Source organism: Massilia rhizosphaerae, from assembly GCF_016093545.1.
Classification (GTDB): Bacteria; Pseudomonadota; Gammaproteobacteria; order Burkholderiales; family Burkholderiaceae_D; genus Telluria; species Telluria rhizosphaerae.
In genome coordinates this window covers 14,450-34,290 of record NZ_JADKYX010000029.1, presented here as the reverse complement: position 1 = coordinate 34,290, position 19,841 = coordinate 14,450, and the positions used below count along the sequence as shown (strand labels likewise).

Here is a 19,841-nt window from a genome sequence, read left to right as displayed (position 1 = left end):
GCCCAAGGAGCCCCCATGCGTTCGACCCTCATCGCCGCCGCCGCGGCCGTCCTGGCCATTGTCCCGGCCGCTCACGCCCAGTCGGAAGTGAGGATCGGCAGCGCGTCGCCGCTGTCCGGCCCCAGCGCGCACCAGGGCAAGGACATCGAGAACGGCGCCCGCTTGGCGATCGATGACTTGAACGCGCAGGGCGCGACGATAGGCGGCAAGAAGGTCAAGTGGGTGCTGCAGGCGGAGGACGACGGCAGCGACCCGAAGCTCGGCACGGCCGTCGCGCAGAAACTCGTCGACGGTGGCGTGGTGGCCGTCGTCGGCCACCTGAATTCCGGCACGACGGTGCCCGCGTCGAAGATCTACGACAGCGCCGGCATCCCGCAGATCTCGCCGGCCGCCACGACGCCGCTGTACACGCACCAGGGCTACAAGACGTCGTTCCGCGTCGTCGCCAACGACGACCTCGTGGGCCGCGTGCTGGCGAATTACGCGGTCGACACGCTCAAGGCGAAAAAGATCGCCGTCATCGACGACCGCACCGCGTTCGGCCAGGGCCTGGCCGACCAGTTCGCGAAGGACGTCAAGCGGCTCGGGGGCGCGGAGATCGTCAGCCGCCAGTTCACCAACGACCGCGCGACGGATTTCAGCGCCATCCTCACGCAGATCCGCGCGCGCCGGCCGGACGTGATCTTCTACGGCGGCATGGACGCCACCGCCGGTCCCATGCTCAAGCAGATGCAGGCGCTGGGCATCGCCGCGAAGTTCGTGTCGGGCGACGGCGTGTGTTCGGAAAAGCTGCCGCAGCTGGCGGGCAGCGCGCTCGGCGACGACAAGGTCGTCTGCGTGGTGGCGGGCGGCGTCGACGGGCCGCTCGAAGCGGGCATGGCGGCCTTCGCGGCGCGCTACCGGAAGCGCTACGGCATGGCGTTCCAGACGTACGCGCCGTACGCCTACGACGCGACGATGACGTTCGCGGCCGCCATGCGCGCGGCCGGATCGTCCGATCCGGCGACGTTCCTGCCGGCGCTGGCGCGCATCAAGTACCAGGGCATCACGGGCACCATCGCCTTCGATGCGAACGGCGACCTGCGCGACGCCGCGCTCACGCTGTACACCTACCGCCGCGGCCAGTTGACCAAGCTGCGGGTCGTGCGCGACGGCGCGCGTTGAGTACGACCCGGCCGCTCAATCCGTCACGACGTGCCAGGCGTTCAACTTCTTGTCGCCCGTGCGCTCGCCCGCTTTCTTGTCCTTGACGAATGTGTACAGCGGCTTGCCTTGATAGGCGAGCTGCTTCGTGCCGTCCTCGCGCACGATGGCGGAATAGGGCGGGGCCAGGGGCGCGTCGCCCGCCTTCACGGCCGGCCAGTTTTGCGCGCACGGGCCCGTGCACGCGCTCTTGCCGCTGCCGGCCACGTCCTTGTCGAAGGTGTAGACCGTCATGCCGCGGGCGTCGACGAGGATGCCGTCGACTTTCTTGACGGGCGCCGGAGCGGCGGCGTGGGCGGCGACGGCGAGCAGGGCGGACAGGCAGGCAATACCAAGGTTCACGGCTTTCATGGGAATCTCCTTTGAAAACATCGGACATCGGTTGGCGGGACTGCCCGGTCATTCTAGACGAAGCGGCGCGGACGCTGCTTTATAATATCGGGTTCCCTCCGCCCATCCGTTTGTCTCCATGTCCCTCGACTGGTTCGCGCCGGCGCAATGCGTCGGCTATATCGCGTTCGTCCTCGGCGTCGCCTCGTTCACGCAAAAGGACGACCGCCGCTTCAAGCTGTTCATGGCCGGCGAATGCCTGGCCTACATCGTCCACTTCGCCCTGCTCGGCAACCCGACGGCCGTCGCCAGCTCGACGATGTCGCTGCTGCGTTCCGTGCTGGCCCTGTACACGCGCTCGCGCTGGGTGGCGGCCGGCGTCGTCGCCATGAATCTCGTGCTCGGGCTGTCGCTCGCCACGCGCGCGACCGACTGGCTGCCCTTGGGCGCATCGTGCGTCGGCACGCTCGCGCTGTTCCTGCTGCGCGGCGTCCCCATGCGGCTCGTGATGCTGTGCGGGACTTGCCTGTGGATCGCGAATAACATCATCGCCGGCTCGATCGGCGGCACGGCGCTCGAGATCGTCATTGCGCTCGTCAACGTCACGACGATCCTGCGCATGGCGCGCGCGGCGCGGGTGGCGCAGCCGGCCTGACGTCCGTCAACGCCGCCCATGCGGCACGGCGCGGCGATCGTGGATAATGGCGCCTCGATTCGTTCATCGTTCATCGGCTCATGGAATTCACGCGCGACGACATCAAACGGCAATTCGACCCCGGCACCTTTGCGCGCGGCGAGGCGTATGCCCGCCAGGAGCGGGTCGTCGAGATCGAGGCCGACGGCGACAAGATCCGCGGCGCAGTCGAGGGCAGCGGTTCCAGCCGCTACCGGCAGACGATCCGCGTGAAATCCGACAAGCGCGGCGTCCGGTTCAGCGGCGACTGCAGCTGTCCCATGACCTACAACTGCAAGCACGTCGTGGCCGTGCTGCTGACCGAGCTGGAACGCGGCACGGCGGGCGTGCCGGCCGCGGTCGAGGGCTGGCTGCAGCGGCTGGCGGCCTTCAGGCACACCTTGCAGGCGGCGCAAGCGGCCGTGCGCGATGCGTCGCTCCAGCTTGCGTACGTCCTCGTCCCGGAACGCAAGGGCAATGTGCCGGGCCTGCATCCGTACATCGTCCGCCTGCGCGCGGACGGCAGCGTCGCCGAGGCCGTGCTCGAGAACGAGCCGCTGCGCCTGTTGACGTTCCGGCCGCCCTACGTGCCGCGCGAGCACGAAGACACGCTGCGCCTGCTGGGCGCGATGAAGCTGAGCCACATGACGTCGACGCCCTCGGGCGTATTCGGCGCCGCGCTGCTGTCCAGGCTGAGCGCCGAGGGATGGTTGTGGCGGGCGGACTCGCTGAAGGCCGCCAAGTACGGCCACCTGGAACGGGTGCTGCCGGGGCCGACCCGCCACATGACGCCGGCCTGGATCGAGGACGGCGCCGGCCGCGACGCCGTGACGCTGGGCTGGCGCGTGGACGACGGCGTTTCGTTCGAGCACACGTATCCGACCGACCCCATCTACTACCTGGACGGCCTGACGGTGGGCGCGGTGGCGCTGCCGGCGCAATTCGCCGCCATGCCGCCGGCGGCCGTGCTCGACCTGGTCGCGCAGGCGCCGACGCTGCGGGGAGAACAGCGCAACGGCGTCGCGGGCCGCGTGGCGGAACTGGGACTGGACGGCTTCATCCCCCCGCCGGCCACGCTGCACGTGCGCGAGCGGCGCGACGTCGTGCCCGTGCCGTGCCTGCTGCTGGACAGCCGGCAGATACCGGTGCGGCGCGACTGGGTCTGGCACGACGTCGCCGTCCTGACGTTCGAGTACGACGGCCTCTCGACGGAAGGCGTCGACGAACCCGTGCTGCGCAACACGCACGCGGAGGGCGTCGACGTGATCGTGCGCGACCAGGCGGCCGAAGCCGCCGCCGCCGCGCGCCTGGCCGCGCTGGGCTTTGCGCCGTTGCCGGACGATGCCTTGCCCGAAGAGTGGCGGGGCGCGCTGGCATTGCCGGACGAGTCCGCATGGCTCGCCTTCGTGCGCGATGCCCTGCCGCGCCTGCGCGAGGCCGGCTGGCTGGTCGAGGTCGACGGCGACTTCCGCTACGACCTGGCGGAAGTGGAGGCGTGGTATGCCGACCTCGACGAAGGCGAGTCCGACGGCAACGGCTGGTTCGACCTGGAGCTGGGCATCGTCGTGGCCGGCGAGCGCTATCCGCTGTTGCCGCTGCTGCTGGAAATGATCCGCGCGGCGCCGCGCGATTTCGATGCCGCGGCCCTGGCCGGCCGCGCGGACGACGCCGAGCTGCTGGTGGACCTGTCCCGCTCGATGCGCGTGGCGCTGCCGTGGGGCCGCGTGAAACCCATCCTCGCGACGGTGGGCGAACTGTATTTCAGCGAGCGCATCGGCGCGAAGATCCACCTGCCGGCACTGGACGCCGCGCGCCTGGCGGAACTGGAACGGGCGGCACGGCTGCGTTGGCTGGGCGGCGACCGCCTGCGCGAGCTGGGCCGCAAGCTGCACGATTTCGCCGGCATCCGCCCCGTCGCGGTGCCGGACGGTCTGCGGGCGCAACTGCGCCCCTACCAGCGCACGGGCCTGGACTGGATGCAATTCCTGCGCGAATACGGCTTCGGCGGCATCCTCGCCGACGACATGGGGCTCGGCAAGACGGTCCAGACGCTCGCCCACATCCTCGCCGAACAGGAGGCGGGCCGCCTGGACGCGCCGGCGCTCGTCGTGGCGCCCACCAGCCTGATGAGCAACTGGCAGGCGGAAGCGGCGCGCTTCGCGCCCGGCTTGCGCGTCCTGCTGCTGCACGGCAAGGACCGGAAAGCATTGTTCGACCGGATCGGCGACGCCGACCTCGTGCTGACGACCTATCCCTTGCTGGCGCGCGACGAGCCGGCCCTGCGCAAGCACCGCTATCACCTGCTGATCCTGGACGAAGCGCAGTACGTCAAGAACAGCCGCTCGAAGGCGGCGCAGACGGTGCGCCTGCTCGACGCCCGCCACCGCCTGTGCCTGACGGGCACGCCGGTGCAGAACCATCTCGGCGAATTGTGGTCGCAGTTCCATTTCCTGATGCCGGGCCTGCTGGGCGAGGAGAAGCAGTTCAACGCCGTGTTCCGCAAGCCGATCGAACTGCAGGGCGATGTCCTGCGCCAGGACTTGCTGGCGCGGCGCGTGAAACCGTTCATGCTGCGCCGGACCAAGGACAAGGTCGCCACCGAGCTGCCGCCGAAGACGGAGATCGTTCTGCCCATCGAACTCGACGGCGCCCAGCGCGACCTGTACGAGACCGTGCGGGTGGCGATGGACAAGAAGGTCCGCGACGCGATCGACAGCAAGGGCCTGGCGCGGAGCCACATCATCATCCTCGACGCCTTGCTGAAACTGCGTCAGGTCTGCTGCGATCCGCGCCTGCTGGACGCCGCCGCGACGGCCGGCTCGGCCAAGCTGGACGCGTTGCTGGAATTGCTGGACACCTTGTTGAGCGAAGGCCGCAGCGTGCTCGTGTTTTCGCAATTCACCAGCATGCTGGCGTTGATCGAAGAGGCGCTGCGCGCACGACACATCGACTACGCGCTGCTGACGGGCGACACGATCGACCGCGCCGCCGTGGTGGCAAGGTTCCAGCGGGGCGAGGTAAGCGTGTTCCTGATCAGCCTGAAGGCGGGCGGCGTCGGCCTGAACCTGACGGCGGCCGATACCGTCATCCACTACGACCCCTGGTGGAACCCGGCCAGCGAAAACCAGGCGACCGACCGCGCCTGGCGCATCGGCCAGGACCAGCCCGTGTTCGTCTACAAGCTGATCGCGCAGGGGACGCTGGAAGAAAAAATCCAGGAGATGCAGCGCCGCAAGGGCGAGCTGGCCAATGCCGTGCTGGATGCGGAAGGCGGGGCGGCGGCCGCCATCGGGGCGGACGACCTGCAGGTGCTGTTCGCGCGCACCGTGCACTAACGTACGGACGCCCGTGTCCGCCACCGGCATCCTGAACCCACGATCAATTCGCTGACGAAAGGAGAAAGATCATGGGCAAATATTTCCTGGCCTGGATCTTGGGCGTGCCGGCCATCGTACTGGTCATCCTGTACCTGTTCTTCCACTGAGCGCGATGCCCGCGGCAACCGACGACGCCACCGCCAGCCGGTGGCGTCGTCGCATCCGGGCGCCGGCGCGGATCAAAGGTGGTCGACGGCGATGACGGCATCGGCGAAGGCGCGCGGCGCTTCCTGCGGCAGATTGTGGCCTACGCCGCCCTTGATGAGTTCGTGCTTGTATTTTCCGGTGAAACGCTTGGCGTATGCGGCCGGCTGCGGATGCGGCGCGCCGTTGGCGTCGCCTTCCAGCGTGATCGTCGGCACGGTGATTGCCGGAAATTCCGCCAGGCGGGCTTCCAACGGATCGTACTTCGCCTCACCCTTGACGAGGCCGAGCCGCCAGCGATAGTTGAAGATGGTGATGGCGGCGTGGTCCGGGTTCTCCAGGGCGGCGGCGCTGCGGTCGAACGTGCGGTCGTCGAAATGCCATTGCGGCGATGCCGTTTTCCAGATCAGCTTGGCGAAATCGTGGCGGTTCCTGGCGTAGCCCGCGGCGCCGCGGTCCGTGGCGAAATAGAACTGATACCACCATTGCAGCTCCGCGCTCGGCGGCAGCGGCTGCTTGCCGCTCTCCTGGCTGCCGATCAGGTAGCCGCTGACGGAGACGAGACCCTTGACGCGTTCGGGCCACAGCGCGGCCACGATGTCGGCGCTGCGCGCGCCCCAGTCGTAGCCGGCCAGGATCGCCTTGTCGATTTTTAACGCATCCATCAGGTCGACGACGTCCTGCGCCAGCGCGGCCGGTTCGCCGTTGCGCACGGCATTCGGGTCGAGGAAGCGCGTGGTGCCGTAGCCGCGCAGATAGGGGACGATGACGCGGTAGCCGGCCTTCGTCAGCCGGGGCACCACGTCGTCGTAGCTGTGGATGTCGTAGGGCCAGCCGTGCAGCAGGATCACGGCGGGGCCGTTGGCCGGGCCCGCGTCGACGTAACCGACGTTCAGCACGCCGGCATCGATCTGCTTGATGGACGGGAGCGCGGCCGGGGCCGGGGCGACCGCGTGCGCGGCGCCCGACGCCGCGAAGGCAAGGACGGCGGCGCCGGCGACGTTGCGAAGCTGCTGGGTGAGGGTGACGGTGATGGGCTGGTTCATGGGTTCCTCCGGTATGGTCAAGTGGTCGGCTGCTGCAAATTGCTTATCGCAATAATCATTATGTCGATAACTTTATCTGAGGCCGCGGCGGCATGCAAGCACAAAAACCATTACTTCGATAATTATTTTTCGCGCATGGGATTGTTTGTCCCAAAAGCAAGAAACAGATCGGTAAAATCGATATCGGCGGTTAGCGCTATCAACCAATAACGGAGGAGACATCATGAGAAGCACGCGGGCCATGGCCCTCGTCGCCGGATGCCTGCAGGCCTGCATGGCCCAGGCCGCACCGGCGCCAGCACCGGTAAAAGTGACGGGAGGACAGATCGTCGGCACGGTCGCCGACCACGTGAACACCTATCTCGGCGTGCCGTTCGCCGCGCCCCCGGTCGGCAAGCTGCGCTGGCGTGCGCCGCAGCCGGTGGTGCCGTGGCACGGCGTCAAGCAGGCGCGCGCGTATGCGCCCGCCTGTGCCCAGACCGCGCCGTGGGTGACGAATCCCAAGAGCGAAGACTGCCTCTATCTCAACGTCTGGACGCCCGAGCAGGCGCAGAAGCTGCCCGTCATCGTGTGGATCCACGGCGGCGGTTTCTACGGCGGCACGGCGGCCGTGCCCATGTTCGACGGCGGCACGCTGGCGCGGCGCGGCGTCATCGTCGTCACGATCAATTACCGCCTCGGCATCTTCGGCTTCTTTGCCCATCCGGAGCTGACGGCGGAGTCGCCGGACAAGGCGTCGGGTAACCAGGGCATCGAAGACCAGATCGCGGCGCTGCGCTGGGTGAAGGAGAATATCGCGGCATTCGGCGGCGACCCCGGAAGAGTCACGATCATGGGCGAATCGGCGGGCGGCGAATCCGTCGCGATGCTCGTCGCGTCGCCGCAGGCGAAGGGTTTGTTCCAGCGGGCGATCTCGGAAAGCGGCAACGACGGCATGCCGATGGACCCAGGCGAAAACGCCTTGTTCGACCGCAAGGCTGCGGAGCGCGACGGCATGGCGTTCGCCAAGTCCGTCGGCGCGGCGCACCTGGCGGACTTGCGTGCGCTGTCCGTCGCCGCGCTGCAAAAAGCGGCGTGGGAGCCGCACCCGATCGTCGACGGCCACGTGCTGCGCGAAGACCTGACGACGCTGTATCGCAACCACCGCCAGAACGACGTGCCGCTGCTCGCCGGCTGGAACGCGGAAGAGGGCAAGGACCTGGCGCCGGAAATCCTCGGCACGGACAAGTTCACGGCCGCCAACCACCGCGCGCTCGTCGCCAAGCTGCTGGGCCATGCGCCGTCGGCCGCGCTGCTGGCCGCGTATCCGGGCGCGACGGATGCCCAGGCCAAGGCCTCCATCGACCGCCTCACGAACGACTGGTGGGGCTGGCGCATGACGCACTGGGCGGCGCTGCAGGCGAAGTACGGCCAGGACAAGCCCTACGTCTATTATTTCGCGCACCGGCCGACGGAACCCGTGACGCCATGCGGCTACGGCTGCGGGGCGGGCCATGGCGCGGAGATCCAGTACGTGTTCGACCATCTCGGCCAGGATCCCCGGCCCTGGTCCGCGTACGACCGCCAGTTGGCGAACCGCCTGGCCGATACCTGGGCCGCTTTCGCGCGCACGGGTAGCCCGAACGGCAAGGGATTGCCGGCCTGGCCCGCGTTCGACGGCACCGGGGCGACCATCCAGCGCATCGGCGACGCGGCCGACCTGGAAGCGCGCGGCAAGCTGCCGGATTTCTCGCTGTTCGCGCCGGCCGCGACGACCACGAGCTGGCCTACGGCTTCGGCGAAATGACGTTTTTCCTGTCGCGGCACCGGCGGCCGGCGGTGACGTGGCATTCGGGGGAGCGCCATATACCCATCTCGGGTAGCTGATATATCAATTGCCGCCTGGCGCGACCGCGGTCATACTGCATCGGTTGAATTGGTCTGACCAAATATCAACAATCAAGCGATTTGCATGGCCGATTGTGAAAACTGGACCGACCAATATCGGGCTGCGGCCGTGGAAGCGCTGTGAAGCTGTGCTTGGGTACATCTGAAATTTCACCAATCTACTGGAGAAGAAATGACGATTTCCAAAAAGCAGTCATGGCAGGCACTCTGCGTCGGCGTCCTGATGGCCGGCGTCAGCGCGGGCGCCGGTGCGCAAATTTCCTCGCTCGGCGCGAACGGCTGGGCGGCCACCGGCACGAACAACCTGGGCGGGACCGGCACCACGGGCGGCAACGGCGCGTCGTCGACCAAGATTTATACGGTCTCGACGCGCGCGGGCCTGATCCAGGCGTTATACGGCAACACCGCCACCATCAAGTCCAACGGTTCGTTCAGCGGCACGCTCGACAAAAGCAAGAAGATCATCTACATCTCGGGCACCATCAGCCTGAACCAGAACGCGGCCGGCACCGAGCTGACGGCCAATAATTATGTGACCTATGCCAACGCGGCCAGCAGCACGTGCGCGAGCTATGGATACACGAGCTTCGACCAGATCTGGAAAGATTACCTGGCCGCCTACAAGCCGCCTTATTCGAAGGTGCCGCCGTCGTCGGATCCGGTCGAGGCGGCGCGCGCTTGCGCCAGCAACCAGATGAAGAAAACCGTCGTGCTGACCGTGCCGTCGAACACCTCGATCATCGGCAACGGGTCGACCGCCAGGATCATCCACGGCACGCTCATGATCAGCGGCAGTTCGAGCGCGCCGGTCGACAACGTCGTGATCCGCAACGTCGCGTTCGAAGACGCGTTCGACTTCTTCCCCGCGTGGGACCCGACCGATTCCGGCGGGCGCTGGAACTCGAACTACGACACCGTGTCGATCCAGTACGCGACGCACGTCTGGATCGATCACTGCACGTTCTCCGACGGCGCGCGCACCGACGACCAGTTCCCGTCCGTGTGGGCCGCGCCGTATGATGGCGACCTCTACCACGTCCAGCACCACGACGGCCTGCTCGACATTACCAAGTCGGCGAACCTGGTCACCGTGTCGTACAACCACCTGCACGATCACGACAAGTCCATGCTGATGGGGGGCACGGACACGGCCAGCCTGACGGCGGAAAATCCGGGCGTGCTGAAAACCACGTTCCACCACAATTACTTCCAGAACCTCGTGCAGCGCAAGCCGCGTGTGCGCTACGGCATGGTCCACGTGTACAACAATTATTTCGCCGGCAGTAACAGCGTGACGCTGTACAACTGGATGGTGGGCCTCACGTCGGGGCAGGGCTCGAAACTGTATGTCGAAAACAACGTCTTCAACATCAGCGGCGGCGCGACGGCCAGCGACACGATCGGCGCGTCGGTCTCGTCCGGCAGTGCGCTGACCAAGTGCGCGGCCCTGTCGGGCATGAGCACGGCGCGCTGCTCGCCGTATATCTTCGACAGCGGCAACCTGCTCAACGGCGCGCCGGTGAACCTGAGCGCGACGGCGCACAGCGCCAATTCGCTGGTGACCGTCACGACCACGCCCTGGTCGTCGGCCAGCAATCCGGCGGGGACGCCGTCGGCCACGCCGGCCAGCTACTACAGCTACTCGGTCGAGAGCACGGGCAATCTCGCGAGTTCGGTACCGGCGGCGGCTGGCGTCGGCAAGTTGTAGGCCGGTTCGGCGACGGGTGCCATGTTGCAGCGGCCAAGAAGCCGCTCCACCTGCTGACACGGAGCAATGAGCTAACATACCGTTTCCAAGCACAGCCCACTCGCGCAATGAAACGCAAGCTCATCTTCGTCACCGTCGCCGGTCTTGCCATTGGCGTCCTGGCATGGATCCTGGTGCAGCATATGCGAGGGCCGGCGCTGGCCGGTTACGAAGTGCAGGTGCAGCCGCTGGTGCAGACCGTCGTGGCGACCGGGCGCGTGGCGGCCTTGTCCCGTGCGCAGGTCGGCAGCCCGGTGACCGGGGTGGTGGTCGAACGGCGCGTACGGGAGGGCGACAAGGTGCAGCCCGGCGACGTGCTGGCGGTGCTTCGAGCGGACGACCTCGAGGCATCGCTGCGCGAGGCGCAAGCCGCGCTGGCCCAGTTGCAGCAATCGACCCGGCCACAGGCGCAGGCCAGCCTACGCGAGGCAGAGGCGAGGCTGGCGCAGGCCAGCCGCGAAACCAGGCGCCGGCGCGAGCTTTTCCAACAGCAGATGATCACACGCGAAGCGATGGAACAGGCGGTGCAGGCGGAGATCGTCGCCCGCACCGCAGTCGAGCAGGCGCAACTGACCGTCCGTTCGCTCGTGCCCGGCAATCCCGGCGAGACCGCGGCGCGCGCCCGCGTGGCCAGCGCCAAAGCCCTGCTGGCCAAAACGACGATCCGCGCCGAAGTCGCCGGCACCGTGTTGACCCGCAACGCGGAGCCGGGCGACCTGGTGCAGCCCGGGCGGGTCCTGTTCGAAATCGCCCGCAGCGGCGACACCGAGGTCCTGGTGCCGCTGGACGAAAAAAACCTGGAAGTGCTCGCCATCGGCCAGCCGGCCGTGTGCATTGCCGACGCCTACCCGGGGAGTCCGTTCCGCGCCAAGGTCAGCTTCATCGCCCCCAGCGTCGATCCGCAGCGCGGCACGGTCGACGTGCGCCTCGCGGTGAATCCGGTCCCCGGCTTCCTGCGCCAGGACATGACCGTTTCCGTGAACGTGGAAACAGGCCGGCGCGACCACGCCATCGTCGTGCCCAACGACGCGCTGGGTGCGGTCGACGGCAACCGTGCGACAGTGTGGCTGGTCGTCGCTGGCCGCGCCGAACGTCGCCAGGTACAGCTCGGCTTGCGCGGCCTGACCCGGACGGAAGTGACGGCCGGATTGCGGCAGGGAGATCGCGTCCTCGTCGAGGCGCCGGCCACGCTGAAACCGGGGGACCGCGTGCGCGTCGTGCCCGCCGCCGCGATCGCATCGACCGACGCGGCCGCCACGCGCAAAGAACTCCCGGCCAGGTTCGACTGATGCCATGTGGATCGAGTGGACTATCGCTACCAGGTTCCTGCGGGAAGGCAAGGCGCAGAGTGCCTTGATCCTGGTCGGCATCGCCGTGGGCGTCGCGGTGATCGTCTTCCTCACCGCGCTGATTACCGGACTGCAGGGCAATATCATCAACCGCACCCTGGGCACCCAGGCCCATATCAAGGTACAGCCTCCCGAAGAGTACAACCGCATCGTGCGGCCGGCGCCGGGGACCGCGCAGCTGCTGCTCGAGAGCAAGCGCGCCCAGCGCCTGCGGTCGATCAACAACTGGCAGCAGGTGCGCGACGTGCTCGACACGATGCCGCGAATCACGGCCGTGTCGCCGTCGATCTCGGGACCGGCGTTCGCGCGGCGCGGCACGGCGCTCGTGTCGGTGGCGCTGATCGGCATCGACCCGCAGCGCTATCTGCGCATCATTCCGGTCAAGGACGACATGGTCGCCGGCGTGTTTCGCATCGGCGCCGGCGACGCCGTGATCGGCAAGCAGCTGGCGACCGACCTCGGCATGCGCGTGGGCGACAAGCTGCGCCTGGACGGCGGGCAGGGACGAGAGAGCGTGGTCAACGTGGCCGGCATCTTCGAGCTGGGCGTGCGCGAGCTGGACGCACGCTATGTGTACCTGGACATGAAACAGGCGCAGTCCCTGCTCAACCTGCCCGGCGCGGCGACGAATATCGACGTGACGGTGGACGACATTTTCGACGCGCAAGCCATTGCCCTGCGCATCGCCCGTCTCACGGGCCTGAAGGCGGAAAGCTGGATGGAAACCAACAGCCAACTGGTGAACGCCTTGCGCTCCCAGAGCATCTCGACGCGGATGATCAGCGTGTTCGTGGCGTTGAGCGTGGCGCTGGGCATTGCCAGCGTGCTGTCGGTCAGCGTGGTCCAGCGAACCCGCGAAATCGGCATCCTGCGCGCGATGGGCACCACGCGCGAACAGATGCTGGGTGTCTTCCTGCTCCAGGGGGGACTATTTGGCCTCACCGGTTCGCTGTTCGGTGCGGCGGCGGGATATGGCCTCGTGGGCGTTTTCAATACGTTCGGCCCCAAGCTGTTCTACATTCCGGTCGATCCATGGCTGCCGGTGGCCGCGACCGCGCTGGCAACGGTCACCGGCACCCTGGCGGCAGCCGTGCCGGCGCGCCGTGCCGCTTCGCTCGATCCGGTGGAGGCGATACGCCATGTCTGAGCACGACGCCCGCGAGGAGGTGATGCGGCTGGAGGGCCTGCGCAAAAGCTACAACGTCGGCAAACCGACCGAAGTGGAAGTGCTGCACGGCCTCGACCTGCGCCTGCAGCGGCGCGACTTCGCCGCGCTGGTGGGCGCATCGGGTTCGGGCAAGAGCACGCTGCTGAATCTGATCGGCCTGCTGGACCGGCCCACGGCGGGCGAGCTGGTCCTGCTCGGCGAGCCGACCCGGGAAATGGACGATGCCCGGCGCACTGCGTTACGCGGCAGCGCCATCGGCTTCGTATTCCAGTTCCATCATTTGATCCAGGCCTTCACCGCGCTCGAGAACGTGCTCATGCCGCTCATGGTGGCCACCGGAAAACCGACTCGGGAACAGGTCGAACGCGCCCGTACCCTGCTTGCCCAGGTCGGCCTGGAGGGCATGGACCAGCGCAAGCCCGACCAGCTGTCCGGCGGCCAACAGCAGCGCGTGGCCGTGGCGCGCGCGCTGGTCACCCGCCCGGCGCTGTTGCTGGCCGACGAACCCACCGGCAATCTCGACACCCGATCCGCCGTCGAAGTCTTTCAGTTGTTTCGCAAATTTAACCAGGAGTTTGGCTGCGCGGTGCTGCTGGTCACGCACGACCCCCGCCTGTCCGAGCAGTGCGACCGCACGCTCACCTTAGTGGACGGCAACATCGAGAGCGATACGGCGCGGGGATAGCGGGGCGGAATCGTACCACCGGCACAAGGATTTTCAATCCCCGGGCTGTTACAGGTAGCGCGCCAGCAGCGCGCGGTCGAGCGCCGGATCCAGTTCGATGCGCACCACATGGCCACTGCCGGGGGCCACGTCGATCTCGGCGCCGTCGTCGGACAACATCCGGGTGAGCGTGATATCCCGGTTGCCGCTCGGGTGCACCACCTCGATCCGGTCGCCGCGCGCGAACCGGTTCTTCACGTCGACCCTGGCCCAGCCGTTTTCGATCGCCAGCACCTCGCCCACATATTGGCTGAGATCGGCTTCGGAGGCGCCGCGCAGGTAGTTCTGGTGGGCCTGGGTGTGGTGGCGCTGGTAGAAGCCGTCGGTGTAGCCGCGATTGGCCAGTCCTTGCAGCGCGCGCAGCAGGCTGGGGTCGAAAGGACGTCCGGCAACCGCGTCGTCGATGGCGCGGCGGTAGGTCTGGGCCGTCCGCGCCACATAGTACAGCGACTTCGTGCGGCCTTCGACCTTGAGCGAATGGACACCGATTTTCACCAGCCGCTCGACATGCTCGACCGCGCGCAAGTCCATCGAGTTCATGATGTAGGTGCCGTGCTCGTCCTCCAGGATGGGCATCAGCTGTCCCGGCCGTTCGGCCTCCTCGATCAGGTATGGCTGGTCGGCCAGCGGGTGGCGCGGCTGCTGGTGCAGGGCCGACAGGGGACGCTCGGCCTGCGCCAGGGCCTGGTGCAGTTGCAGGTCGATGACTTGCGCCGGGGCCAGGTCGCCGCTGGCGTCTTCGGCAGCGTTCTTGACCTTGTAGTCCCAGCGGCAGGCATTGGTGCAGGTTCCCTGATTCGAATCCCGGTGGTTGAAGTAGCCGGACAGCAGGCAGCGGCCCGAGTACGCCATGCACAATGCCCCGTGCACGAACACTTCCAGTTCCATTTCCGGACAGCGCTGGCGGATTTCCTCGATTTCATCCAGCGACAGTTCGCGCGACAGGATGACGCGCGTCAGCCCGATCCGGTGCCAGAATTTGACGTCCGCCCAGTTGATCGCATTGGCCTGGACCGACAGGTGGATCGGCACCTCCGGCCACTTGTCGCGCACCATCATGATCAGCCCCGGGTCGGCCATGATCAGTGCGTCGGGCCGCATCGCGATCACGGGCTCCATATCGCGCAGATACGTCTTCAACTTGGCGTTGTGCGCGAAAATGTTGCTGGCAACAAAAAACTTCTTGCCCCGTGCATGCGCCCCGTCGATGCCTGCCTGGAGGACCTGATGCGTTGAAAAGTCGTTATTGCGCACGCGCAGACTATAGCGGGGCTGGCCGGCATACACGGCGTCGGCACCGAAATCGAACGCTGCGTGCATCTTTGCAAGCGATCCGGCGGGAAGAAGAAGTTCAGGAGCGTTGATCATCGCCAAAATACTGGATTCTAGAAGCGATCAATGAGGCAATTCCTTGCTTTGCATCAAAAACGCTTGAATCCGGCATCCGGTAGCGACCCGTGAACCTGAGCGCGACGGCGCACAGCGCCAATTCGCTGGTGACCGTCACCACCACACCCTGGTCGTCTGCAAGCAATCCGGCGGGGACGCCGTCGGCCACGCCGGCCAGTTACTACAGCTACTCGGTCGAGAGCACGAGCAATCTCGCGGGCTCGGTGCCGGCGGAGGCGGGCGTCGGCAAGTTGTAGGCCGTTCGGCGACGGGCGCGCTCCGCCGTGGGAGCGAGCCGTCGCTCGCCCGGTAGCGCCAGCACGCGTGCCGCGCCGTCAGGCGGCACCCCGCTGGCCTACTTGAGTGGCCAGAACCAGACTTCCCGAGAGGACCAATAGCAGCCGGTAGCCGTGCCGTCGATCTCGTTCCCACAGCGAACGTAGGTGCCCCAACGATCTATCGCGACGATGGCAATATGTCCCTGAGGGTTTTGATCTCCATAGATACTGAAAAACGAGACAATTCCCTTGCGCGACCTAATCGCTCGCTCGGCCTCTGAACCGCTCTTGAATTTTTCGGGATCGCCGAGATGACGGACTAGCCAATTGCTCAGACGCCGCTGCCCGGTTTCGATCATGCGGCCTCGATACTTCCCCGACTTGATCGGATAAGTGCCCGGATTCGGAAAGCCGGCGCCGAGCAGCGCGAGACTCATGCGGATCGCGCACGTGTTATAAAAGCCCGGGTCAGTGATATTCTCGGGATAGCCGATCCATTGATAAAGCTCCTCACGACTGACGCTGTCCGTGTCGGGGAAGTGCATCCTGACGACTGCGAAAGGCGGCTTCATCTATCCCTCCGTTTTGTGGCCGGGCACGGCCATTTATTGCGCCAGACCTCTGCGATAAGAACTGCTGCGTTGCGCTTCAGCTGGGTATCGGACATTAGTTGCAGGGCCTGCCTGGCATCCGCCTCCAACTCGTCAGGATGGGGTTGATACTTGTCGCTCCAGCACCATTCTTTGCCTTCAGTCGCATCATGTACGGCTTGTATATAGCCGTGCACGAATTCTCCGTTCGTGAGGTCGCGATATTCCGCCGCTATCGCACGAGTGCGAAAGGGGCTCGTGGGGGCTGAGTGGAGCGTGGCCGGATCCACGTTCCCGAGCAGTTTGACCAATCGCTCCCCGGTCATCCATGGTGTTACGTCTGCGTGCTGCGCGGCGGCATGCAACGGGACTGCGGTAACCAGAATCATCAGAGCGGTCCGCATCAGGCGATCCGATTGGTGGCCAGATCCCAGCCGCCGGCCGTGTTGCCGCTGCTCCCGCCTCCAATTTTCTGCTGGGTGTACTTCCACTTCACCTTCGAAAACTTCAAGCCCAGGCCTTCAGCAGCGATATCGCCACCCGTGAAACCCGGTGCAATGTGGGCGATCAATACATTCTCAAGCTCGACCTCGAAATACTTGATTGGTTCTCCATTGCCGTCAGCGCGCATCATCTCCAGCTTCGCCTTCGGGATCGTCTTGCCACACGCGCAAGTCTGAGCGAGTATCGGTGACGACAGGTCGACCAGTTTGCTGATGCTGATCTCGCTGAGCTCGGCCCGCTCAGCGGTATGACCGCCGCCGGTCGACGCAGTGGCACTGTTCGGTTGCTGGATGTCCCAGTTGACCGACAGGCATTCGGTCCAGCCGGCATGCTTTGAATCAGTCGACTCGCCTTTGATCCCGTCGAGCTGAAGGTAGAAGTCCGCTGCCATATTTCCTCCAAGGTGGGTTCAATTGCGGGACAATTGTCGACCTATCATCGTGCGAAGGGATTGGCTCACCGCAAGGTGCGGATGTGGCTGGATAAATTGGGGGGAGAACAGGGAAAACGTTGAAAACAAAAACGCCAACCGGCATGGGTTGGCGTTTTCGCTTGATGAATTCTTTGGTGGCCCGGGGCGGAATCGAACCACCGACACAAGGATTTTCAATCCTCTGCTCTACCGACTGAGCTACCAGGCCAAAGGAGGCATGATTATAGCGACGGGTTTGCGAAGTCGCAAGTCCTGTCGAGCATCTGCCGAGCACATCCTTGCTGCAGATAGGACAAGATGTCCGTCCCGCCCGCCGAAAGCGGGGCACGGTGAAGCGTCTATAATGTGTGTCATGAGCACACAAACCAATTCCTCCGCACATCGTCATAACGTCGCCCGCCGCAGCGACGTCTGCATCGTCGGCAATGGCGCCATCGCCAAGACGGCGGCGCTGGGTCTGTCGCAAGCCGGGCACAGCGTCACGCTGCTCGTCCCGCCCGCGCGCCCGGATGCGCCGCAAGCGTCCGCGGCGTCCGGCGCCGACAAGCCCTGGGACGTGCGCGTGTATGCGCTCAACCACACGGCGCATACGCTGTTGTCGTCGCTCAAGGTCTGGGGGGCGCTCGACATGGCGCGCGTCGCGCCCGTCGATGCGATGGACGTGCAGGGCGATGGCGAGCGGGGCGGCCATCTCGGCTTCGACGCGTTCGGCGCCCATGCGGGCACGCTGGCGTGGATCGTCGAGGACAGCAACCTGAACCAGGCGCTCGACGCCGCGCTGCGCTTTGCCCAGAACGTCGAGACCGTCGCCGGACGCGCCTGCCGCATCGTGAACGGCGCGGACGACGTCGAGGTCGAGCTGGAAGACGGCAGGGTCCTCGCGGCCCAGCTGCTGGTCGGCGCGGACGGGCGCGAGTCGTGGGTGCGCGGACAGTGCGACATCGGCATCGATTACCGCTCCTACCACCAGCGCGGCATCGTGACCAATTTCTCGTGCGAAAAGCCCCATCACAACGTGGCTTATCAATGGTTCACGTGCAAGGACGGCATTATCGCGCTGCTGCCGCTGCCGGGCGACAAGGTGTCCCTCGTGTGGTCGGCGCCCGAGACGCTGGCCGATACCATCATGAGCGAATCGCTGGGCGAGCTGGCGATCCGCCTGGGCGAGTATGCGGACGACAAGTTGGGGCTGTTGAAGCCGTTGCTGCCGGAAGCTGTCAAGGCGATCCCGCTGGCGCTCGTGCGTCCGCATGCGCTCACAGCGCCGCGCGTGGCGCTCGTCGGCGACGCCGCCCACGCCGTGCACCCGCTGGCCGGGCACGGCATGAACCTCGGCTTCGGGGACATCGTCGACCTGCTGGACACGATCGCCGCGCGCGATGCGCATCAAGGCATCGGCGACGAGCGCGTGCTGGCGCGCTATGCTAGAGCGCGCAAGGAGGATGTGATGCTGATGCAACTCGCCACGGATGGCCTGGAGCGTCTTTTCGGCGCAAACCTGGAGCCGGTGCGCGTGGTTCGCAATTTCGGATTAAACTTGCTGGATAAGTTGCCCTTGGTCAAGCGACGGCTGATCGCCCATGCGATGGGCAGGTGACGTGCCAAATCTTTAAGGAAACCATACACATGGGTAAAACGAAGCTCGCCGTCCTGCTGGCGACCGGCTTGATGACGTCGTGCGTCGGCGCGCAGAATTCGGTCGAAACCAATATCAGGAAGGCGATCGAGCCGCGCCTGGGCGGCGCCAAGATCGAATCGATCAAGGAAACGCCGTATGCCGGCCTGTACGAATTGCGTGTCGCCGGCGACATCATGTACACGGACAAGAAGGGCGAATACCTGATCATCGGCCACGTCTACGATGCGAAGACGACGCGCGACCTGACGCGCGAGCGCATCGACGACATCAACAAGATCAAGTTCTCCGACCTGCCGCTGAACGAAGCGATCAAGCAGGTCAAGGGCGACGGCAAGCGCGTGATCGCCGTCTTCGAAGACCCGAACTGCGGCTATTGCAAGCGCCTGCGCCAGACGACGCTGAAGAACATGGACAACGTGACGATCTACACGTTCATGTACAACATCCTGGCGCCGGACTCGTTCCAGAAGTCGAAGAACGTGTGGTGCTCGCCGGACCGCGCCAAGGCCTGGGAAGACTGGATGGTCTACGGCAAACCGGCACCGGCCGCGCCCGCGAGCTGCGAAACGCCGAACGAGAAGGTGCTGGCGCTCGGCCAGAAACTGCACATCACGGGCACGCCCGCGATCTTCTTCTCCGACGGCAGCCGGATCCCGGGCGCCGTCGACCAGAAGACGCTCGAGGCCAAATTGGCGTCTCTCAAGCAATAAGCGAAGCCCGGCACCGCCGGGCTTTTTTCGCCGCAGTGACGCAGACGTTTGGTGGGCGGAGGGCCGCCCACCCTACATGTTTTTGCGTAGGGTGGGCATTTGAGGCCGGGGGCCTCAAATGAAACGTGCCCACCATGACGTTCACCTCACGCAAGACGCAACAACGACACCAAAACAAGGGAGAAGCCATGATCGCTTTGAACATCAACGGGCGCGACGTCCAGGTCGACGCCGACCCCTCCACGCCCATCCTGTGGACGCTGCGCGACAACCTCGACATGACCGGCACCAAGTTCGGCTGCGGCGCCGCCCTGTGCGGCGCGTGCACCGTGCACCTGGACGGCCAGGCGATCCGTTCCTGCGTCACGCCCATCTCCGCCGCCGTCGGCCACAAGATCACGACCATCGAAGCGATGGAAACCGACAAGGTCGGCAAGGCCGTGCAGGACGCATGGGTCAAGCATGACGTGCCGCAGTGCGGCTATTGCCAGAGCGGCCAGGTGATGAGCGCCACCGCGCTGCTGCGCGTGAACAAGACGCCGACGGACACCGACATCGACAACGCCATGAGCGGCAACATCTGCCGCTGCGGCACCTACCAACGCATCCGCGCGGCCATCAAGGATGCCGCCAAGACCCTGGCGTAAGGA

Annotated in this window: 18 protein-coding genes and 1 tRNA gene; 12 read left to right on the top strand and 7 right to left on the bottom strand. The window is 65.9% G+C overall.

The features are described from left to right. Nucleotides 1-15: 15 nt before the first annotated feature. The gene (locus ISF28_RS28690) at nucleotides 16-1,164 is read left to right on the top strand and encodes a branched-chain amino acid ABC transporter substrate-binding protein (protein ID WP_198120600.1); all 1,149 of its coding nucleotides are present in this window, start codon (nucleotides 16-18) and stop codon (nucleotides 1,162-1,164) included. 15 nt (nucleotides 1,165-1,179) lie between these two features. Here the strand turns inward: ISF28_RS28690 and ISF28_RS28685 are convergent, their stop codons facing one another. Further along, nucleotides 1,180-1,554 carry a COG4315 family predicted lipoprotein gene (locus ISF28_RS28685; RefSeq protein WP_198120599.1) on the bottom strand — a complete coding sequence of 125 codons (375 nt, stop codon included), beginning with the start codon at nucleotides 1,552-1,554 and terminating at the stop codon, nucleotides 1,180-1,182. 118 nt (nucleotides 1,555-1,672) lie between these two features. Between ISF28_RS28685 and ISF28_RS28680 the strand changes: the two genes are divergently transcribed. Further along, nucleotides 1,673-2,188: a YgjV family protein gene (locus ISF28_RS28680; protein ID WP_198120598.1), complete on the top strand. Its 516-nt coding sequence runs from the start codon at nucleotides 1,673-1,675 to the stop codon at nucleotides 2,186-2,188. A gap of 80 nt (nucleotides 2,189-2,268) precedes the next feature. Further along, on the top strand, nucleotides 2,269-5,541 hold the full coding sequence (locus ISF28_RS28675; protein WP_198120597.1) for a DEAD/DEAH box helicase: 3,273 nt from the start codon (nucleotides 2,269-2,271) through the stop codon (nucleotides 5,539-5,541). Nucleotides 5,542-5,762: 221 nt separating this feature from the next. Here ISF28_RS28675 and ISF28_RS28670 read toward each other — a convergent pair whose 3' ends face one another. Then, entirely contained in the window at nucleotides 5,763-6,773 is a 1,011-nt protein-coding gene (locus tag ISF28_RS28670; protein ID WP_198120596.1) for an alpha/beta fold hydrolase, read from the bottom strand. Nucleotides 6,774-6,996: 223 nt separating this feature from the next. Between ISF28_RS28670 and ISF28_RS28665 the strand changes: the two genes are divergently transcribed. The 5 genes from ISF28_RS28665 to ISF28_RS28645 all read left to right on the top strand — a co-directional run bounded on the left by ISF28_RS28665 (nucleotide 6,997) and on the right by ISF28_RS28645 (nucleotide 13,609). Continuing rightward, nucleotides 6,997-8,559 (top strand): carboxylesterase/lipase family protein, encoded by a 1,563-nt coding sequence (locus tag ISF28_RS28665; protein ID WP_198120595.1) that lies wholly within the window; start codon nucleotides 6,997-6,999, stop codon nucleotides 8,557-8,559. Between the two features lie 273 nt (nucleotides 8,560-8,832). Continuing rightward, nucleotides 8,833-10,368: a pectate lyase family protein gene (locus tag ISF28_RS28660; RefSeq protein WP_198120594.1), complete on the top strand. Its 1,536-nt coding sequence runs from the start codon at nucleotides 8,833-8,835 to the stop codon at nucleotides 10,366-10,368. Between the two features lie 182 nt (nucleotides 10,369-10,550). Continuing rightward, complete coding sequence (locus ISF28_RS28655; protein WP_229519450.1) at nucleotides 10,551-11,696, top strand: efflux RND transporter periplasmic adaptor subunit; 1,146 nt, start codon at nucleotides 10,551-10,553, stop codon at nucleotides 11,694-11,696. 4 nt (nucleotides 11,697-11,700) lie between these two features. Next, complete coding sequence (locus tag ISF28_RS28650) at nucleotides 11,701-12,903, top strand: ABC transporter permease (RefSeq protein WP_198120592.1); 1,203 nt, start codon at nucleotides 11,701-11,703, stop codon at nucleotides 12,901-12,903. Next, nucleotides 12,896-13,609 (top strand): ABC transporter ATP-binding protein, encoded by a 714-nt coding sequence (locus ISF28_RS28645; RefSeq protein WP_198120591.1) that lies wholly within the window; start codon nucleotides 12,896-12,898, stop codon nucleotides 13,607-13,609. Before ISF28_RS28650 ends, ISF28_RS28645 begins: the two co-directional genes overlap by 8 nt. Before the next feature lie 48 nt (nucleotides 13,610-13,657). Here the strand turns inward: ISF28_RS28645 and trhP are convergent, their stop codons facing one another. Then, nucleotides 13,658-15,016, bottom strand: coding sequence for a prephenate-dependent tRNA uridine(34) hydroxylase TrhP (gene trhP / locus ISF28_RS28640; protein ID WP_229519446.1), 1,359 nt, complete (start codon nucleotides 15,014-15,016; stop codon nucleotides 13,658-13,660). Between the two features lie 89 nt (nucleotides 15,017-15,105). Here trhP and ISF28_RS28635 point away from each other — a divergent pair, with 89 nt between their 5' ends. Continuing rightward, complete coding sequence (locus tag ISF28_RS28635) at nucleotides 15,106-15,294, top strand: hypothetical protein (protein ID WP_198120590.1); 189 nt, start codon at nucleotides 15,106-15,108, stop codon at nucleotides 15,292-15,294. A 98-nt stretch (nucleotides 15,295-15,392) separates the two neighbouring features. On the opposite strand, the gene ISF28_RS28630 is transcribed toward ISF28_RS28635, so the two are convergent. The 4 genes from ISF28_RS28630 to ISF28_RS28615 form a co-directional block, all read right to left on the bottom strand. Then, on the bottom strand, nucleotides 15,393-15,887 hold the full coding sequence (locus tag ISF28_RS28630; protein WP_198120589.1) for a T6SS effector amidase Tae4 family protein: 495 nt from the start codon (nucleotides 15,885-15,887) through the stop codon (nucleotides 15,393-15,395). After that, nucleotides 15,884-16,294, bottom strand: coding sequence for a Rap1a/Tai family immunity protein (locus ISF28_RS28625; RefSeq protein WP_198120588.1), 411 nt, complete (start codon nucleotides 16,292-16,294; stop codon nucleotides 15,884-15,886). The genes ISF28_RS28630 and ISF28_RS28625 overlap by 4 nt, the downstream gene beginning before the upstream one ends. Before the next feature lie 14 nt (nucleotides 16,295-16,308). Next, nucleotides 16,309-16,800: an Hcp family type VI secretion system effector gene (locus tag ISF28_RS28620; RefSeq protein ID WP_198120587.1), complete on the bottom strand. Its 492-nt coding sequence runs from the start codon at nucleotides 16,798-16,800 to the stop codon at nucleotides 16,309-16,311. 174 nt (nucleotides 16,801-16,974) lie between these two features. Next, a tRNA-Phe gene (locus ISF28_RS28615) sits at nucleotides 16,975-17,050 on the bottom strand. 144 nt (nucleotides 17,051-17,194) lie between these two features. Here ISF28_RS28615 and ISF28_RS28610 point away from each other — a divergent pair. The 3 genes from ISF28_RS28610 (at nucleotide 17,195) to ISF28_RS28600 (ending at nucleotide 19,838) form a co-directional block, all read left to right on the top strand. Next, the gene (locus ISF28_RS28610) at nucleotides 17,195-18,439 is read left to right on the top strand and encodes an FAD-dependent monooxygenase (protein ID WP_198120586.1); all 1,245 of its coding nucleotides are present in this window, start codon (nucleotides 17,195-17,197) and stop codon (nucleotides 18,437-18,439) included. A 29-nt stretch (nucleotides 18,440-18,468) separates the two neighbouring features. After that, nucleotides 18,469-19,191, top strand: a complete 723-nt coding sequence (locus ISF28_RS28605; RefSeq protein ID WP_198120585.1) for a DsbC family protein — start codon at nucleotides 18,469-18,471, stop codon at nucleotides 19,189-19,191. 188 nt (nucleotides 19,192-19,379) lie between these two features. After that, the gene (locus tag ISF28_RS28600; protein ID WP_198120584.1) at nucleotides 19,380-19,838 is read left to right on the top strand and encodes a (2Fe-2S)-binding protein; all 459 of its coding nucleotides are present in this window, start codon (nucleotides 19,380-19,382) and stop codon (nucleotides 19,836-19,838) included. Nucleotides 19,839-19,841 lie beyond the last annotated feature (3 nt).

What these genes read in the sequence shown, in the direction of transcription:
- ISF28_RS28680 (WP_198120598.1), top strand. Translation starts at nt 1,673, where the DNA reads ATGTCCCTCGACTGGTTCGCGCCGGCGCAATGCGTCGGCTATATCGCG.
- ISF28_RS28665 (WP_198120595.1), top strand. Translation starts at nt 6,997, where the DNA reads ATGAGAAGCACGCGGGCCATGGCCCTCGTCGCCGGATGCCTGCAGGCC.
- ISF28_RS28605 (WP_198120585.1), top strand. Translation starts at nt 18,469, where the DNA reads ATGGGTAAAACGAAGCTCGCCGTCCTGCTGGCGACCGGCTTGATGACG.
- ISF28_RS28625 (WP_198120588.1), bottom strand. Translation starts at nt 16,294, where the DNA reads ATGATTCTGGTTACCGCAGTCCCGTTGCATGCCGCCGCGCAGCACGCA.
- ISF28_RS28660 (WP_198120594.1), top strand. Translation starts at nt 8,833, where the DNA reads ATGACGATTTCCAAAAAGCAGTCATGGCAGGCACTCTGCGTCGGCGTC.
- ISF28_RS28630 (WP_198120589.1), bottom strand. Translation starts at nt 15,887, where the DNA reads ATGAAGCCGCCTTTCGCAGTCGTCAGGATGCACTTCCCCGACACGGAC.
- ISF28_RS28645 (WP_198120591.1), top strand. Translation starts at nt 12,896, where the DNA reads ATGTCTGAGCACGACGCCCGCGAGGAGGTGATGCGGCTGGAGGGCCTG.
- trhP (WP_229519446.1), bottom strand. Translation starts at nt 15,016, where the DNA reads ATGATCAACGCTCCTGAACTTCTTCTTCCCGCCGGATCGCTTGCAAAG.
- ISF28_RS28620 (WP_198120587.1), bottom strand. Translation starts at nt 16,800, where the DNA reads ATGGCAGCGGACTTCTACCTTCAGCTCGACGGGATCAAAGGCGAGTCG.
- ISF28_RS28675 (WP_198120597.1), top strand. Translation starts at nt 2,269, where the DNA reads ATGGAATTCACGCGCGACGACATCAAACGGCAATTCGACCCCGGCACC.
- ISF28_RS28655 (WP_229519450.1), top strand. Translation starts at nt 10,551, where the DNA reads ATGCGAGGGCCGGCGCTGGCCGGTTACGAAGTGCAGGTGCAGCCGCTG.
- ISF28_RS28610 (WP_198120586.1), top strand. Translation starts at nt 17,195, where the DNA reads ATGAGCACACAAACCAATTCCTCCGCACATCGTCATAACGTCGCCCGC.
- ISF28_RS28650 (WP_198120592.1), top strand. Translation starts at nt 11,701, where the DNA reads ATGTGGATCGAGTGGACTATCGCTACCAGGTTCCTGCGGGAAGGCAAG.
- ISF28_RS28685 (WP_198120599.1), bottom strand. Translation starts at nt 1,554, where the DNA reads ATGAAAGCCGTGAACCTTGGTATTGCCTGCCTGTCCGCCCTGCTCGCC.
- ISF28_RS28690 (WP_198120600.1), top strand. Translation starts at nt 16, where the DNA reads ATGCGTTCGACCCTCATCGCCGCCGCCGCGGCCGTCCTGGCCATTGTC.
- ISF28_RS28600 (WP_198120584.1), top strand. Translation starts at nt 19,380, where the DNA reads ATGATCGCTTTGAACATCAACGGGCGCGACGTCCAGGTCGACGCCGAC.
- ISF28_RS28670 (WP_198120596.1), bottom strand. Translation starts at nt 6,773, where the DNA reads ATGAACCAGCCCATCACCGTCACCCTCACCCAGCAGCTTCGCAACGTC.